This is a genomic window from Pseudomonas sp. B21-059 (genome assembly GCF_026016285.1).
Classification (GTDB): Bacteria; Pseudomonadota; Gammaproteobacteria; order Pseudomonadales; family Pseudomonadaceae; genus Aquipseudomonas; species Aquipseudomonas danubii.
Genome location: NZ_CP087201.1, coordinates 6651362 through 6665415 on the forward strand (window position 1 = coordinate 6651362; position 14054 = coordinate 6665415).

The window sequence follows — 14054 nt, forward strand, 5'->3', positions numbered from 1 at the left end:
CGCCAGCCGGGTCAGATCGCCGTGCCGCGATTCTTGCCCGGCTTCATGATCAGCAACTGATCCAGCTCGCGCTTTCTGGCGCGGGTGACGAATTCCAGCGCGGCCTGCAGGTCCTGTTCGAACCGCTCGAAGGTCGCGCGATCGATGGCGTAGTACTCCTCGTAATCGACCATGCCGTTGCTGACCGGAAAGGAGACGTAGTACTGGCCGGAGACTTCTTCGATGCCCATCGAGAACATCTCTTCGCGGCTTACAAACAGATCGTTGAATTTCATGTCGGTCCTTAGAAGGGGAGGATTTTCCAATCCAGGTCACTGGTCTTGACGCCACCGGCGTCGATCACGGCCTCGCTGGTGCCCTTGGGCAGCTTGCCCCCGGGAATCCAGAACTCGTTGGCACCGGCCTCGTTGCCCGAAGGAATGCGCAGGTTCATGTCCCGAGGCGCCGGCAGGTCGATACGTACCAGCTCGCCACCGGAGTCGAGAAAGTTCTCCGGCAGGCCCAGGGCCTCTTCCAGCGCGCGGTTATTGCCCTTGGTCCTGGCCAGCAGTTGGTCAACTTCGTGCCGGGGCATTATGAACGAAGTACCATCGCGCTGACCGATGCCGTATTTGTCCAGGTTGGCCTTGGGCATCAAGCGCGAGGCGCCCTTGTCGAACTGGGCCAGGTGCCGGGAGATGTATTGCGGGGTCAGGTACTCGGAAGGGTCCGGACGCGAGCCCTTGGGTATGCCGAGGATGTCCGCCTCGCTGAACCCCGGCTTGAACTTGGGCGGCTCGATCGACTTCGCCATCTTCGGCCCCAGGCCCAGCAGCGCCATGCCCGCCATGCCCTGGAGCAGGTCGCGATAGCCCGGGCCCAGGCGTTCCCCCAACTGCCCCAGCAACTCCATACCCGCCATCATCGCCCCGCCAATGGCGACGAAACCGGCAAATGCGGCAAAGCCGGCCATGGCCGCCATCACCAAGGCGCCGCCGGCGGCCAGAAGGCCCAGCGCTTCCAGCCCGGTGTGCATCCAGCCTTCGATATCCAGGACAAAGGCAACCTGCACCGTGGCCCCGCCAATGAAGGTGTTTTCGCTGCCGGTCTTGATGTGGGCGCCGCAGACCATCTTGCTTTGCAGGCGCGCCGCCGGCTTGCCGTTGATGGTGACCTTGGCGCTGCCCTCGGCGATCAGTACCGGGAACGGCCAGATCGGGTGGTTCATGGGCAGGCCGCTGCAGGAGGATGAGTGGTCCTGCCCCGCGCGCATGGCATTGCGCAGGTTGATGTAGACGTTGAAGCTGCCCTCCACCAGCACCCCCGTGCTGGGTTCAGGCAGGTTGAAAATCGTGCTCAGGCCCTTGGCGATCTGGAACATCGACAGGCCACCGGCCGCGACCGAACCGGCGATGATGGCGATCGCCACCCCTCCGGTGGCCACGGTCGCCGCCACCACCGCGGCGCCAATCAGGGCACCGACAACGGCCCCCGCCACCATCGCCGCCACGCCAAAACCGTGGGCGATCTCATCCCCCAGGCGCGCTGCTGCCAACATATCCATGGTGCGCTACTCAGCGAAGGGATCAGGCCCGCGAAGGCTGAGGCTTGAGGCTCTGCATGGCCTGTTTCCAGGCCGGCTCGTGGTGCACCAGGTCTTGCGGCGTGGTGGTCAGGGTGGTGATCAGCACCGCCGGCTTACGCTCGATGAACACCTGGCGCAGCATCAGCTCGCGACCTTCGCGTTTCCAGCTGTAGTCCAGCAGGACCGAGGCGTGGCCGTGCATGTCGAACTCCCAGCGCTTGATCAGGGTGAAGCCCGGCAGTTGCTGCTCGGCACCGCTCAGTTGCCGGGCCACGTAATCGGCGAATGAGGCGTCGCCCTGGCTCGGGTCGCGGCTGATGACGAAGCTGGCTTCCTGGGCGCCGCCCACAGCCGGCAGCTTGAAGATATTGATGCTCTGGTCCTGCCAGGCGTCGGGGATGTCGAGGTCGGCTTCTTGAATGCGGTAAGAGGACAAGAGGTTCGCGTTCCATGCTGAGGGGGGTCGGACAGCGGCGGATTTTCAAGCAATGACCGGCAACAATCAAGGAACCCGTCGGCAACTTTGAACAAACCAATCCAGCCCGGCAAAGGCACCAGGATCAGGCTCAGCGTGCTTCCAGACAGGAGGCATAAGCCTGGGCAAAGCGCCGGTCGAACTTGAGGGCCTGGGGCTCCTCGGGATCGATGCTGACATTCCACAGCGCTTGCTGCGGCACGTCGTAGCGAACCCAGCCGATGATCCCGCTGCCGGAGGTTTCGTAGAACAGCTGCAGGCTCAGTTCATCGCCATCATCGCGGTCGATCAGCAGCTTGAGTCGCTCTGGGGTGGTGAAGTCGCGGTAGGGAAAATCACTGCTCCTGACCATTTCGGTGAGGTAGCCGTAGCAGCCTTGAGCCGGGTTGGCCTCATCGGCCAGGGCCGACAGGGTGCAAGCGCTGAGCAGCAGGCTCAGGCCCACCCGGTTCAAGTACCGCATGATTGCCCCTTGAGGGTCAGGGTTTGGATCTGATCGTTCATCTCGATCTTTGCCAGCACCTGGCGGTCGTGGGATTCCTGGTACTCGCTGAAGTTGTTGCGCTTGAGGATGTTCAGGGTGACGCGGATATGGGCGCCGGCATTCTGGTACTCGCTGCGCTCGGGGCCCTGAGCGGCGCCGGTGAGCTCCACCAGTTGCCCGCCGGTCTTGAGGTAGAGAAAGCGCTCATCCACTTCCACCAGCAAACGCGGCGCCTTGGGCGCCACGCTGTAGTCCTCGCGGGCCAGGGAATAGCCGCAGAGCCAGACGCCGGCGCTGTCGTATTTCTGACTGTGGAACCAGTTGAGGGCCTCGCGATAGCCGATCTGGGCCAGTCGCGAGTCGCTGCCGGCAAAGGCCGATGACAGGCCAACGGAGAGGATGCAGGCCAGTAGCATGGCGGCGATATCGGGGCGCCCCAGGTAGCGCAACGCGGCCACCCATGCCGGGGGTTTGTCAGTGGAACGGGTCATCCTTGGCCTTAGATCACGTGTCGGACAATCGCGCATCCTAGCCACGCCACTGCGGCTTCGCAAGCTGATCCGCAAGCAATCAGCGGGCAAAAAAAATAGGCACCCGATGCGCTCGGCGTGCCTATTTTCCCCTGCAAGCTCCCGCTGCCGGGAGCTCGCTCAATGCTTATGGGTTGACGCTGTCTTTCAGCGCCTTGCCCGGTTTGAATGCCACGGTGTTGCTGGCCTTGATCTTCACCGGCTCGCCGGTTTGCGGGTTCTTGCCGGTGCGGGCGCCACGGTGGCGTTGCAGGAAGGTGCCAAAACCAACCAGGGTGACGCTGTCTTTGCGGTGCAGAGCCCCGGTGATCTCTTCAAGGATGGCGTTGAGCACGCGATTGGCCTGCTCTTTGGTCAGGTCCGCTTTTTCAGCAATGGCTGCGGCGAGTTCTGGTTTACGCATAGTGTGAAGCCTCTTTGACGGTTTTTTGTTGTTATGTCCGTGCTGTTCACGGGAACAGCGCCCAAGGCGCCGCAGGCTCTACGCTGCGGCAGACGGGAGTGAGGATGGCACGCGCTTGAGAGTGGCGCCAGTCTTGCCACGACCTTTGTAGGTGCAAAAACCCGGTTATTCCGACAGAACGACCGGTATTTAAGCCAGCAGGGCCGGGAGTTCCTTGTTCAGGGCCAGTTTCTCCATCACCGCCGCCCCGGTCAGGGCGTAACCCAGCAGCTGGCCACTGGCGTCACGGCACAGCACCTTGATGTCGGCCCCCTGCCCTTCAGCGGTCCAGACACCTTCGGCGCCCCGTGGCGGTGGCGACACCACCAGCGGGCAGACCGGGGTCTTCACGGTGATCGGCATCGGCCCGTAGCTGACTGCGGTGGGCTTGCCGGCCAGGGTTTGCGCCAGGGCCCGGGCGCAGCTCATCAACGGCATCACGTACAGCAGGTTGAGGCCGTCGACCTCGGCGCAATCGCCCAGGGCATAGATATTGGCGTGGGAGGTTTTCAGCTCGCGGTCCACCACCACGCCGCGATTGACCACCAACCCGGCAGCCGCGGCCAGATCAATGCGCGGACGCAGGCCAATGGCCGAGACCACCAGATCGCAGGCGATCACCTGGCCATCGGACAGATGGGCTTCCAGGCCGTCGGCGCAGCGTTGCAGGCGGTTGAGCACCGGTCCCAGGTGGAAGCGCGCGCCCAGGCTTTCCAGTCCGGCCTGGACCGCTGCCGCAGCGGCCGGGTGCAGCAGGGTCGGCATCACCTGTTCGCACGGGGCCACCAGGTCCACGCTGTAGCCGCCAAGGATCAGGTCGTTGGCAAACTCGCAGCCGATCAGCCCGGCCCCCAGCAACAGCACCCGACGCTTGCCCGCCGCCGCGGCGCGAAAGCGTGCGTAGTCTTCCAGGTCGTTGATGGGAAAAATCAGTTCGGATGCGTCGCCCTGCACCAGCACCCGCACGGTTTCCGCGCCCCAGGCCAGGATCAGATCCCGGTAGGCCACCGCCTCCTCACCAATCCACAAACGCTTGTGGCCCGGATCGATACCGCTGATGCGGGTGTGGGTGCGAACCTCGGCCTTGAGCTGCTCGGCCATGGCGCCGGGCTCGGCCATGCTCAGGCCGTCGGCGTCCTTGTTCTTGCCAAAACCGGTAGACAGCATCGGCTTGGAGTAGGAACGGCCGTCATCGGCAGTGATCAGCAACAACGGCGTTTCTCCGTCGAGCTTGCGAAATTCCCGGGCCAGGTTGTAACCCGCCAGACCTGTTCCCACGATCACCACCGGTGCGCTCATTCCCTGCTCCTTGTTATTGGTCGTTCAATCCACAGAATTCGATCAGGCGATCTCGATCATTTCGAAATCCATCTTGCCCACGCCGCAGTCCGGGCAGAGCCAGTCTTCAGGCACATCTTCCCAACGGGTACCCGGCAAAATACCGTCGTCCGGCCAGCCTTCCGCTTCGTTATAAATCAGGCCGCAGACCACACATTGCCACTTTTTCATTGATGCATTTCCTCGGGAGTTCAGGCTCGGTCGATGGATCGACTCTAAAGGCCACGCTGATCAGCGTCCGGCACTGGGGTTTTTTACTGATCACTACCGGCAGATGCAAGCACGTTCGTGCTGCCAGGCGTCCTGGATCAATCAAAACCGGCGGTTGCCATGCTAAGCTCGCCGCCTCATTTGCTGCCAATACTGACCCACTGTGCCGCACTCAATGCCCCCCGCACCGGCCCCGACCTGGCTGGTGCAAAGCCGTCTGTCCCCCTTCCCCGGCTCAGCCGTTGCCAACTGGCTGTTCGATGAAGGGTCGCTGACCCGGCGCCTGACCCGACTCTCCCGCGACGGCTTCAGCGTCACGCCGCTGGTGGAGGAATGGCAAACCCTGCGCAACGACGAGTGCGCGGCCCTGGGCCTACCCGAGCAGAGTGAAGGCTGGGTTCGCGAGGTGTACCTGCGGGGCCACGGCGAAGCCTGGGTATTCGCCCGCAGCGTGGCCGCCCGCAGCGCCTTGCAGCAAGGCGGCTTGAACATCGACGAACTGGGCAGCCGCTCCCTCGGGGAACTGCTGTTCTGCGATGAAGCCTTTACCCGCCAGCCCATCGAAGTCTGCCGCTATCCACAAGCCTGGCTGCCCACCGCAGTGGCCACCGAGGGGCTCTGGGGCCGGCGTTCGCGTTTCGATCGCGGCCCCTTGAGCCTGCTGGTCGCCGAGGTCTTCCTGCCCAGCCTGTGGCGCGCCATCGAAGCCCAACCGGAGGCCTGCTGATGTACCTGAGCCTGCTCAAATCCCTCAATCGCCTGCATCCACGGGCCTGGGACTTCCTGCAACTGACCCGCATGGACAAGCCCATCGGCATCTACCTGCTGCTGTGGCCGACCCTGGTGGCCCTGTGGATCGCCGCCGAGGGCCAGCCATCCCTGAGCCATGTGCTGATTTTTACCTTCGGCGTGATCCTGACCCGAGCCGGCGGCTGCGCCATCAACGACTTCGCCGACCGCAAGGTCGACGGCCAGGTCAAGCGCACCGACCAACGGCCCCTGGCCACCGGCAAGGTCAGCGCCAAGGAAGCCCTGGCACTGTTCGCGCTCCTCATGGGCGCAGCCTTCCTGCTGGTGTTGTGCACCAACGCCACCACGGTCTGGCTGTCGTTCGGCGCCCTGGCCCTGGCGGCCTGCTACCCCTTCATGAAGCGCTACACCTATTACCCACAGGTGGTCCTGGGTGCAGCCTATTCCTGGGGCATTCTGATGACCTTCACCGCGCAGAACAGCGAACTGCCAGCCAGTGCGTGGCTGCTGTACATCGCCAATCTGCTGTGGACCGTGGGCTACGACACCTACTACGCCATGACCGACCGCGACGACGACCTGAAGATCGGGGTCAAGTCCACGGCGATCCTGTTCGGCGATGCCGACCGGGTGATCATTCTCACCTTGCAGGGCTTGTCATTGGGCTGCCTGCTGCTGGCCGGCGCGCGCTTCCATCTGGGGGTCTGGTTCCACCTGGGGCTGCTGGTGGCGGCGGCGTGTTTTGCCTGGGAGTTCTGGTACACCCAGGATCGCGACCGGATGAAATGCTTCAAGGCCTTCCTGCACAACCACTGGGCGGGCATGGCGATCTTTATCGGCGTGGTCCTGGATTACGCGTTGCGTTAGACCGTCAAGCAAGGCCCAGCGGGCCTTTTCGCAGCTTCGCCATGGCTCAGCAGCGGCTACAGAGATCGGTGTAGCCGCTGCCGCAGGCTGCGAACGGCCCGAAAAGGTCAGTCGGACTTGGCGACCTTCCAGGCGCCGTCCATCTTGCCTTCACCGGTCATGTCGCCGGGCTTCTTGTCCATCACAAAGCTGTACAACGGCTTGCCGTCGTAGGCCCACTGCGCCTTGCCGTCATCACGCTTGACCACCGTCCACTTGCCCATGTCCTTGTCGCTGCCCTCGGCCATCAGCGGCGGCCAGTTGGCGGCACATTTGTCGTTGCACATGGATTTTCCGCCGGCATCCTTGGCAAAGGTGTAGAGGGTCATGCCCTGGAGATTGACCAGCACGCCGTCCTTGCTCATCGCCGGGTCAGCGGCCATGGCGAATGTCGGCAGGGCCAGGACAGCGCCTACCAGCAGGACTTTCAACGATTGCTTGAACAGAGTCATGGAAACCTTCTTTTGTGGTTGTCAGGAATCGGACCCAAAGCGTAGTCGACGAAGCTGCACCGCGCCTCGCGACCTGAAATACTGTCACACGACTGCAATAATTCCGTTATCTAATGCGGCGCAAGACAGTTAAATGACAAGAGGTTCCAGCATGGTTGGCAGAAGCATTCTGATCGTTGACGACGAAGCGCCGATTCGCGAAATGATCGCCGTTGCGTTGGAAATGGCCGGCTATGACTGCATGGAGGCAGAGAACTCTCAGCAGGCCCATGCCATTATCGTCGACCGCAAGCCGGACCTGATCCTGCTGGACTGGATGCTCCCCGGCACCTCCGGCATCGAGCTGGCCCGACGCCTCAAGCGCGACGAGCTGACCGGGGACATCCCGATCATCATGCTCACCGCCAAAGGTGAAGAGGACAACAAGATCCAGGGCCTGGAGGTCGGCGCCGACGACTACATCACCAAGCCGTTTTCGCCCCGTGAGCTGGTGGCCCGCCTCAAGGCCGTGCTGCGCCGCGCCGGCCCTACCGATGGCGAGGCGCCGATCGAAGTCGGCGGCCTGCTGCTGGACCCCATCAGCCACCGGGTGACCATCGACGGCAAGCCGGCAGAAATGGGCCCCACCGAATACCGCCTGCTGCAATTCTTCATGACCCACCAGGAGCGTGCCTACACCCGCGGCCAGCTACTGGATCAGGTCTGGGGCGGCAATGTGTATGTCGAGGAACGCACCGTAGACGTGCACATCCGCCGCTTGCGCAAAGCCCTGGGTGACGCCTACGAGAATCTGGTACAAACCGTGCGCGGCACCGGCTATCGTTTTTCCACCAAGGCCTGACAACAGCGGCAAGCGACAAGCGGCGCGCCGATGAGTGACCGCTTCAACACTTGCAGCTCGGAGCTGCTTCACCCCCACGGACGTGTTTCAAGTGAATCAAAACTGGCATGGCACCCTGATTCGCCACCTGCTGCTGTTGATCACCGGCTGCCTGCTGGTGGGCCTGATCAGTGGTTACTACGGCTGGAGCCTGGCCGCCGGCCTGGGCATCTACCTGGCCTGGACCCTCAAGCAGCTGCTGCGCCTGCACGAATGGCTGCGCCTGCATCAACCCGACGAAGCTCCGCCCGACGGCTATGGCCTGTGGGGTGAGGTGTTCGACAGCATCTATCACTTGCAACGCCGCGACCAACGGGTGCGCGGGCGCCTGCAGGCGGTGATCGACCGGGTCCAGGAGTCCACCGCGGCCCTGAAAGACGCGGTGATCATGCTCGACAGCGACGGCAACCTGGAATGGTGGAACCGCGCCGCCGAAACCCTGCTGGGCCTCAAGACGCCCCAGGACAGCGGTCAGCCGGTGACCAACCTGGTGCGCCATCCGCGCTTCAAGGAATACTTCGAGCAAGACAACTACGCCGAACCGCTGGAGATCCCCTCCCCGGCCAACGACCGGGTCCGCATCCAGCTGTACATCACCCGCTACGGCAACAATGAGCACCTGATGCTGGTGCGCGACGTGACCCGCATCCACCAGCTGGAACAGATGCGCAAGGACTTCATCGCCAACGTGTCCCACGAACTGCGTACCCCGTTGACGGTGATCTGCGGCTACCTGGAGACCCTGCTGGACAACGTCGAGGAAGTGAATCCGCGCTGGAACCGTGCCCTGCAACAGATGCAGCAGCAAGGCGGGCGCATGCAGACCCTGCTCAACGACCTGCTATTGCTGGCCAAGCTGGAAGCCACCGACTACCCCTCGGACAACCAGCCGGTGCCCATCGATGGGCTGCTGCAATCGATCAAGAGCGATGCCCAGGCCCTGTCCGGGGAGCGCAACCAGCGCATCACCCTGGAAGCCGACGCCTCGGTACAGCTCAAGGGCAGCGAGGCGGAACTGCGCAGTGCCTTCTCCAATCTGGTGTTCAACGCGGTGAAATACACCCCGGCCGAAGGCAATATCCACATCCGCTGGTGGGGCGACGACCAGGGCGCGCACCTGAGCGTGCAAGACTCCGGGATCGGCATCGACAGCAAGCACCTGCCGCGCCTCACCGAACGCTTCTACCGCGTGGATTCGAGCCGCAACTCCAATACCGGCGGCACGGGCCTGGGCCTGGCCATCGTCAAGCACGTGCTGCTGCGTCATCGCGCACGCCTGGAAATCAGCAGCGTACTGGGCCACGGCAGCACCTTTACCTGCCATTTCGCCCCGGCCCAGGTTAAAAAAGCCGCAGCTGGCAGCCTTACCGAACAGCGCTGACCGTGGTTTGCCCCTAGGCAATCGCCCCGTCAGCCGCTACATTGCGTCACTTGTGCCTGCCATTCAGGCACCGCCTTTCCTTCTTCTTCGAATACACGGAACCCGCAAAACTCCATCATGGACCCTTCCCCTGGTTTCACCCTCGCGTCTCTGTTCGCCGACTTCGGCATGATTCTTTTTGCTCTGATCCTGGTCCTGCTCAACGGCTTTTTCGTTGCCGCAGAGTTCGCCATGGTCAAGCTGCGCTCGACTCGAGTCGAAGCCATCGCCCACAAGAACGGCTGGCGCGGGCAGATCCTGCGTACCGTGCACAGCCAGCTGGACGCCTACCTGTCGGCCTGCCAGTTGGGCATCACCCTGGCCTCCCTGGGCCTGGGCTGGGTCGGTGAGCCGGCGTTCGCCCACCTGCTGGAGCCGCTGTTGGGCGCCGTAGGCGTGAACTCCCCGGAAGTGATCCGCGGCGTGTCGTTCTTCACCGCGTTCTTTATCATTTCCTACCTGCACATCGTGGTCGGCGAGCTGGCGCCCAAATCCTGGGCGATCCGCAAACCCGAGCTGCTGTCGCTGTGGACGGCGGTACCGCTGTACCTGTTCTACTGGCTGATGTACCCGGCCATCTACCTGCTCAATGCCAGCGCCAACACCATCCTGCGCATTGCCGGCCAGGGCGAGCCCGGCCCGCACCACGAGCATCACTACAGCCGTGAAGAACTCAAGCTGATCCTGCACTCCAGCCGTGGCCAGGACCCCAGCGACCAGGGCATGCGCGTACTGGCCTCGGCCGTGGAAATGGGCGAACTGGAAGTGGTGGACTGGGCCAACTCCCGAGAGGACCTGGTCAGCGTCGAATTCAACGCGCCGCTCAAGGAAATCCTTGCCCTGTTCCGTCGCCACAAGTTCAGCCGCTATCCGGTCTACGACAGCGAGCGCAACGAGTTCGTCGGCCTGCTGCACATCAAGGACCTGCTGCTGGAACTGGCGGCCCTGGACCATATTCCCGAGTCGTTCAACCTGGCCGAGCTGACTCGCCCGCTGGAGCGTGTGTCGCGGCACATGCCGCTGTCGCAGTTGCTGGAGCAGTTCCGCAAGGGCGGCTCGCACTTCGCCCTGGTGGAAGAAGCCGACGGCAAGGTGATTGGCTACCTGACCATGGAAGACGTGCTGGAAGTGCTGGTGGGCGACATCCAGGACGAACACCGCAAGACCGAGCGCGGCATCCTCGCCTACCAGCCAGGCAAGCTGCTGGTGCGCGGTGACACGCCGCTGTTCAAGGTCGAGCGCCTGCTGGGCATCGACCTGGACCATATCGAAGCCGAAACTCTCGCCGGCCTGGTGTACGAAACCCTGAAACGGGTGCCGGAAGAGGAAGAAGTGCTGGAAGTCGAAGGCCTGCGCATCATCATCAAGAAGATGAAGGGACCGAAGATCATCCTGGCCAAGGTGTTGATGCTGGATTGACGGGCCCTTCGGCCCGTTCGCCGGCAAAGGTCATTGTTTGCCCAAGGCAAAATTCGGCAGATCCCCCAGCGGCTGGTTGAACTGATAGGGAATCGACACCAGCCCCAGCCCGGTATTGCGCTGCACCACAAAATGCAGGTGCGGCCCGCTGCTGTTGCCGGTATTGCCCGACAACCCCAACGGGCTGCCCACCGCCACCCGCTGCCCTTCGCGCACACTCACCGAACCTTGCTTGAGGTGCAGGTACACACCCATGGTGCCGTCGTCGTGCAGCACCCGGACAAAGTTGCCCGCCGGATTGTTGCCCCGGCCGCTCTGCGCATTCTCGGTCTTGACCACCACCCCGCCCCTGGCGGCGATGATCGGCGTGCCCACGGGCATGGCGATGTCCATGGCATAACGGCTCCTGGGACCGAAATGGCTGTATTGGCCATTGGCGCCCTGGGTCAGGCGAAACGGCCCGCCACGCCAGGGCAGCGGGTAGCGATAGGCCTGGGTGGTCGCTACCGGGTCCCCCAGGGAGTAACGGAACCTGGGGACATAGCTCAGGGGCTGGTCGGCGCGAGTCGCCGTGAGCAGCGCCAGGCGCTGCCTGCTGCGGGCCGGCAGTACCTGTCGGATCGGGCGTCCGGGCGCTCCGCTGACGTTGTGCAAACCGGCAAAGCCCAACTCGATCTCCACCGGCGCGTAGAGGTCGTTGCGCACATACACCGCGTCCCCACCCTTGTGCTTCTGGATATCCAGGCGCACCTGGCGCTCCAGGTGTTCTTCCATGCGATCGCGAAACACGAACGCCTGGGCGCCCGGCGAAGGCCGGTCGCTGTAGGACACCACGCCATCGGCGTCGATGGACTTGTAGACCGTCATCGCCGCCAGCGACGTGGCGACGAGGGACAGTCCACAGAAAAACAGCAGGCGCACAAACATTGGGCAGCTTCTTGGCAGGTTATGCAGCCACGCTATCAGCCAGATATGGAGCTTGTGTGAATCAGGCCGGCACCAGGGGTTCCAGGCCTGGCCCATCGAAGCGCAGATCCACCCCCAGATGGGCCGCCTCCGAGAGGTTGACCAGGGCATCGAGGGAGAACTTGTTGATCTTGCCGCTGAGCACGTCGTTGAGGCGTGGCTGGGTGATATTGAGGCGCTTGGCCGCCTCCTTCTGCGAGAGGCCCCAGGCTTGCACGGTCTTGCCCAGTTCGAGCATCAGCTTGGCCCGCAGGCGCATGTTGGCGGCTTCCTGGGGAGTGGCCTCAAGGGCATCCCAGACACTGGTGAACCGCTGAGTAACCGGTGAATCAGTCATGACGTGAACCTGCTTCCTGATATCTGGCGCGAGCCAGTTCGATATCCCGCGCTTCGGTCTTGCGGGTGGTCTTGCGCACCGCATGCAGCACATAGATGGTTGCCGGCCGCTTGACCACATAGAACACCCGAAACGCCCCTGAATCCTCATGGACCCTGATCTCGAAAACGCTCGGACCGATGGTTTTCACCGACCTGCAATCGTAGGGCTGTTCACCCTGCTGCAGCAGATCCAACTGGAAACCGGCGGCCCGACGGGCATCTTCAGGGAACGCCCTGAGATCTCGCAGCGCGCTCCCGACAAACACCACATCCTTGTGCCTGGGCATCGAACCTCTCCTGTTAATGAACAGGAACAAGGCTAATCAACACGGCCAGGACCGGCCGCGCCGGGTTGTTTCAAGGCATGGCCGCAAGCGCTGAAAAGCACGTAGCGCTATGCACAATCTATATCCAAACAGATATAAATCAAGGGCAGAAAAATCAATCGGACGTACGGCAGAAAGTATCGAGGGGTACGGCGAAGGCCTTGTAGCTTGAGGGTTACGGCCTATGTTGCGAGTGGTTCGCTCGATAACGGGATGCTGCAGCAGGCCGCCTCAGCGCAAGGCAAAAATCCGCAACGGGAAAAGTGTTTTCCGCAGGTTTCCGCAGCCTCGATCCTCGTAGGAGCCGGCTTGCCGGCGAAGAGGCCCGCAAGCCTTGTGTTGCTCTTGTGGACGCTTTCGCTGGCAAGCCAGCTCCTACAGCGAGCCAGCTCCTACAAAGCGGACTGGGAGGATCAGGCGCCGGGAACGAAATGCTTCTGGGCGGTGCCGCGGGCGATCAGGCGCGAGATGTAGTCGAGCTTCTGAGCATCCTGGTCGACGAAACGGAAGGTCAGTTGCAGCCAATCGCTGTCCGGCTTGGGCTCCAACGCCACCACCGCATGCAGGTAGCCGTTGAGCCGCGCCACTTCAGCGTTGTCGCCCTGCTCCAGGTCCAGCACCGCGCTCTCCAGCACTTGAGGCAGGCTGTCGGTACGCTTCACCACCAGCAACGCTTCCTTGATGCTCAGGGCCTTGATCACGCACGGCTGATTGCCGCTGGACAACCGCAGCTGGCCCTGGCCACGACCGCCACTGGCCGCTGCCGCGGGCGTCGGCGCCTTGACCGGAGGGCTGTTGAGCAAACCACGCGCCGGCGCTGCGGCTGCAGAGGCCGGCGCAGGGGCGGCCGGTTTGGCAAACGGATTGACCGGGGGCGAAGCCGCCCCCACCACCGCCGGCTTGCCGCCGGTCAGGGCGCTCAGGGAGTCATTGCCGAAGGCCGAGTTCATCTTGGTCGGCGCGCTGTTCATCAAGGTGTCGAGCTTGCCGACCTTGTTCAGCGCCTGCTTGACCTTGGTCAGCAACTGTTCGTTGGTGAAAGGCTTGCTCACATAGCCGGAAACCCCGGCCTGGATCGCCTGCACCACGTTTTCCTTGTCGCCACGGCTGGTGACCATGACGAACGGCATGGTTTTCAGCGCTTCTTGCTCACGGCACCAGGTCAGCAGCTCAAGGCCGGACATTTCCGGCATCTCCCAATCGCACAGGACCAGGTCGAAGGCTTCGCGGGCGAGCATCGCCTGAGCCTTCTTGCCGTTGATCGCGTCTTCGATCTTGATGCCAGGGAAGTAGTTGCGCAGGCACTTCTTCACCAGGTCACGAATGAACGAAGCGTCATCCACCACCAACACACTTACCTTACTCATCGACCACCCCTTTAAAAATCCCGGCAAGCATAACGCTGGCTGATGGCACTTTGCCAAAACTCTTCAGTCACGCCGGGACTTTTCGTTCGCGGGTGCTGCTTTTCAAATTCGAGGAGCACAAACAAAAACGCCCGGCCAAAGGGCCGG

Annotated in this window: 18 protein-coding genes; 5 read left to right on the forward strand and 13 right to left on the reverse strand. The window is 62.9% G+C overall.

Annotated features, from left to right (window positions below):
* Positions 1–11: 11 nt before the first annotated feature.
* The 8 genes from LOY69_RS29710 to LOY69_RS29745 form a co-directional block, all read right to left on the reverse strand.
* Entirely contained in the window at positions 12–275 is a 264-nt protein-coding gene (locus LOY69_RS29710) for a hypothetical protein (protein WP_265073938.1), read from the reverse strand.
* An 8-nt stretch (positions 276–283) separates the two neighbouring features.
* Positions 284–1543: a PAAR domain-containing protein gene (locus LOY69_RS29715; protein WP_110652893.1), complete on the reverse strand. Its 1260-nt coding sequence runs from the start codon at positions 1541–1543 to the stop codon at positions 284–286.
* Between the two features lie 22 nt (positions 1544–1565).
* A complete protein-coding gene (locus LOY69_RS29720; protein WP_102862302.1) occupies positions 1566–2000 on the reverse strand; it encodes a DcrB-related protein in 435 nt (144 codons plus the stop codon).
* Between the two features lie 130 nt (positions 2001–2130).
* The gene (locus LOY69_RS29725; protein WP_265073939.1) at positions 2131–2502 is read right to left on the reverse strand and encodes a hypothetical protein; all 372 of its coding nucleotides are present in this window, start codon (positions 2500–2502) and stop codon (positions 2131–2133) included.
* Positions 2490–3014 carry a hypothetical protein gene (locus LOY69_RS29730; protein WP_170001421.1) on the reverse strand — a complete coding sequence of 175 codons (525 nt, stop codon included), beginning with the start codon at positions 3012–3014 and terminating at the stop codon, positions 2490–2492. Before LOY69_RS29730 ends, LOY69_RS29725 begins: the two co-directional genes overlap by 13 nt.
* A 166-nt stretch (positions 3015–3180) precedes the next feature.
* The gene (locus tag LOY69_RS29735) at positions 3181–3456 is read right to left on the reverse strand and encodes an HU family DNA-binding protein (RefSeq protein ID WP_102862305.1); all 276 of its coding nucleotides are present in this window, start codon (positions 3454–3456) and stop codon (positions 3181–3183) included.
* Between the two features lie 189 nt (positions 3457–3645).
* Positions 3646–4794 carry an NAD(P)/FAD-dependent oxidoreductase gene (locus LOY69_RS29740; protein ID WP_265073940.1) on the reverse strand — a complete coding sequence of 383 codons (1149 nt, stop codon included), beginning with the start codon at positions 4792–4794 and terminating at the stop codon, positions 3646–3648.
* A gap of 42 nt (positions 4795–4836) precedes the next feature.
* A complete protein-coding gene (locus tag LOY69_RS29745; protein ID WP_025130776.1) occupies positions 4837–5004 on the reverse strand; it encodes a rubredoxin in 168 nt (55 codons plus the stop codon).
* Positions 5005–5206: 202 nt separating this feature from the next.
* Between LOY69_RS29745 and LOY69_RS29750 the strand changes: the two genes are divergently transcribed.
* Complete coding sequence (locus LOY69_RS29750) at positions 5207–5770, forward strand: chorismate--pyruvate lyase family protein (RefSeq protein WP_102881318.1); 564 nt, start codon at positions 5207–5209, stop codon at positions 5768–5770.
* Positions 5770–6660 carry a 4-hydroxybenzoate octaprenyltransferase gene (ubiA, locus tag LOY69_RS29755; protein ID WP_102881319.1) on the forward strand — a complete coding sequence of 297 codons (891 nt, stop codon included), beginning with the start codon at positions 5770–5772 and terminating at the stop codon, positions 6658–6660. The genes LOY69_RS29750 and ubiA overlap by 1 nt, the downstream gene beginning before the upstream one ends.
* 107 nt (positions 6661–6767) lie before the next feature.
* Here ubiA and LOY69_RS29760 read toward each other — a convergent pair whose 3' ends face one another.
* Positions 6768–7151 (reverse strand): hypothetical protein, encoded by a 384-nt coding sequence (locus tag LOY69_RS29760; protein ID WP_102881320.1) that lies wholly within the window; start codon positions 7149–7151, stop codon positions 6768–6770.
* A gap of 151 nt (positions 7152–7302) precedes the next feature.
* Here LOY69_RS29760 and phoB point away from each other — a divergent pair, with 151 nt between their 5' ends.
* The 3 genes from phoB (at position 7303) to LOY69_RS29775 (ending at position 10870) form a co-directional block, all read left to right on the forward strand.
* Positions 7303–7992, forward strand: coding sequence for a phosphate regulon transcriptional regulator PhoB (phoB, locus tag LOY69_RS29765; RefSeq protein WP_003177195.1), 690 nt, complete (start codon positions 7303–7305; stop codon positions 7990–7992).
* A gap of 91 nt (positions 7993–8083) precedes the next feature.
* A complete protein-coding gene (gene phoR / locus LOY69_RS29770) occupies positions 8084–9412 on the forward strand; it encodes a phosphate regulon sensor histidine kinase PhoR (RefSeq protein WP_265073941.1) in 1329 nt (442 codons plus the stop codon).
* A 117-nt stretch (positions 9413–9529) separates the two neighbouring features.
* Entirely contained in the window at positions 9530–10870 is a 1341-nt protein-coding gene (locus tag LOY69_RS29775) for a hemolysin family protein (protein ID WP_102862311.1), read from the forward strand.
* A 30-nt stretch (positions 10871–10900) separates the two neighbouring features.
* Here LOY69_RS29775 and LOY69_RS29780 read toward each other — a convergent pair whose 3' ends face one another.
* The 4 genes from LOY69_RS29780 to LOY69_RS29795 all read right to left on the reverse strand — a co-directional run bounded on the left by LOY69_RS29780 (position 10901) and on the right by LOY69_RS29795 (position 13907).
* The gene (locus LOY69_RS29780; protein ID WP_265073942.1) at positions 10901–11797 is read right to left on the reverse strand and encodes a M23 family metallopeptidase; all 897 of its coding nucleotides are present in this window, start codon (positions 11795–11797) and stop codon (positions 10901–10903) included.
* A 61-nt stretch (positions 11798–11858) separates the two neighbouring features.
* Positions 11859–12173: a helix-turn-helix domain-containing protein gene (locus LOY69_RS29785; protein ID WP_016964955.1), complete on the reverse strand. Its 315-nt coding sequence runs from the start codon at positions 12171–12173 to the stop codon at positions 11859–11861.
* Positions 12166–12501, reverse strand: coding sequence for a type II toxin-antitoxin system RelE/ParE family toxin (locus LOY69_RS29790; protein WP_110594205.1), 336 nt, complete (start codon positions 12499–12501; stop codon positions 12166–12168). The genes LOY69_RS29785 and LOY69_RS29790 overlap by 8 nt, the downstream gene beginning before the upstream one ends.
* A 452-nt stretch (positions 12502–12953) precedes the next feature.
* Positions 12954–13907 (reverse strand): response regulator, encoded by a 954-nt coding sequence (locus tag LOY69_RS29795; RefSeq protein ID WP_265073943.1) that lies wholly within the window; start codon positions 13905–13907, stop codon positions 12954–12956.
* Positions 13908–14054: the final 147 nt, after the last annotated feature.

Coding starts and splice junctions, on each gene's coding strand:
- LOY69_RS29735 (WP_102862305.1), bottom strand. CDS start 3,456: ATGCGTAAACCAGAACTCGCCGCAGCCATTGCTGAAAAAGCGGACCTG.
- LOY69_RS29730 (WP_170001421.1), bottom strand. CDS start 3,014: ATGACCCGTTCCACTGACAAACCCCCGGCATGGGTGGCCGCGTTGCGC.
- LOY69_RS29725 (WP_265073939.1), bottom strand. CDS start 2,502: ATGCGGTACTTGAACCGGGTGGGCCTGAGCCTGCTGCTCAGCGCTTGC.
- phoB (WP_003177195.1), top strand. CDS start 7,303: ATGGTTGGCAGAAGCATTCTGATCGTTGACGACGAAGCGCCGATTCGC.
- LOY69_RS29790 (WP_110594205.1), bottom strand. CDS start 12,501: ATGCCCAGGCACAAGGATGTGGTGTTTGTCGGGAGCGCGCTGCGAGAT.
- LOY69_RS29715 (WP_110652893.1), bottom strand. CDS start 1,543: ATGGATATGTTGGCAGCAGCGCGCCTGGGGGATGAGATCGCCCACGGT.
- LOY69_RS29785 (WP_016964955.1), bottom strand. CDS start 12,173: ATGACTGATTCACCGGTTACTCAGCGGTTCACCAGTGTCTGGGATGCC.
- LOY69_RS29795 (WP_265073943.1), bottom strand. CDS start 13,907: ATGAGTAAGGTAAGTGTGTTGGTGGTGGATGACGCTTCGTTCATTCGT.
- LOY69_RS29745 (WP_025130776.1), bottom strand. CDS start 5,004: ATGAAAAAGTGGCAATGTGTGGTCTGCGGCCTGATTTATAACGAAGCG.
- LOY69_RS29760 (WP_102881320.1), bottom strand. CDS start 7,151: ATGACTCTGTTCAAGCAATCGTTGAAAGTCCTGCTGGTAGGCGCTGTC.
- LOY69_RS29740 (WP_265073940.1), bottom strand. CDS start 4,794: ATGAGCGCACCGGTGGTGATCGTGGGAACAGGTCTGGCGGGTTACAAC.
- LOY69_RS29775 (WP_102862311.1), top strand. CDS start 9,530: ATGGACCCTTCCCCTGGTTTCACCCTCGCGTCTCTGTTCGCCGACTTC.
- LOY69_RS29710 (WP_265073938.1), bottom strand. CDS start 275: ATGAAATTCAACGATCTGTTTGTAAGCCGCGAAGAGATGTTCTCGATG.
- ubiA (WP_102881319.1), top strand. CDS start 5,770: ATGTACCTGAGCCTGCTCAAATCCCTCAATCGCCTGCATCCACGGGCC.
- LOY69_RS29780 (WP_265073942.1), bottom strand. CDS start 11,797: ATGTTTGTGCGCCTGCTGTTTTTCTGTGGACTGTCCCTCGTCGCCACG.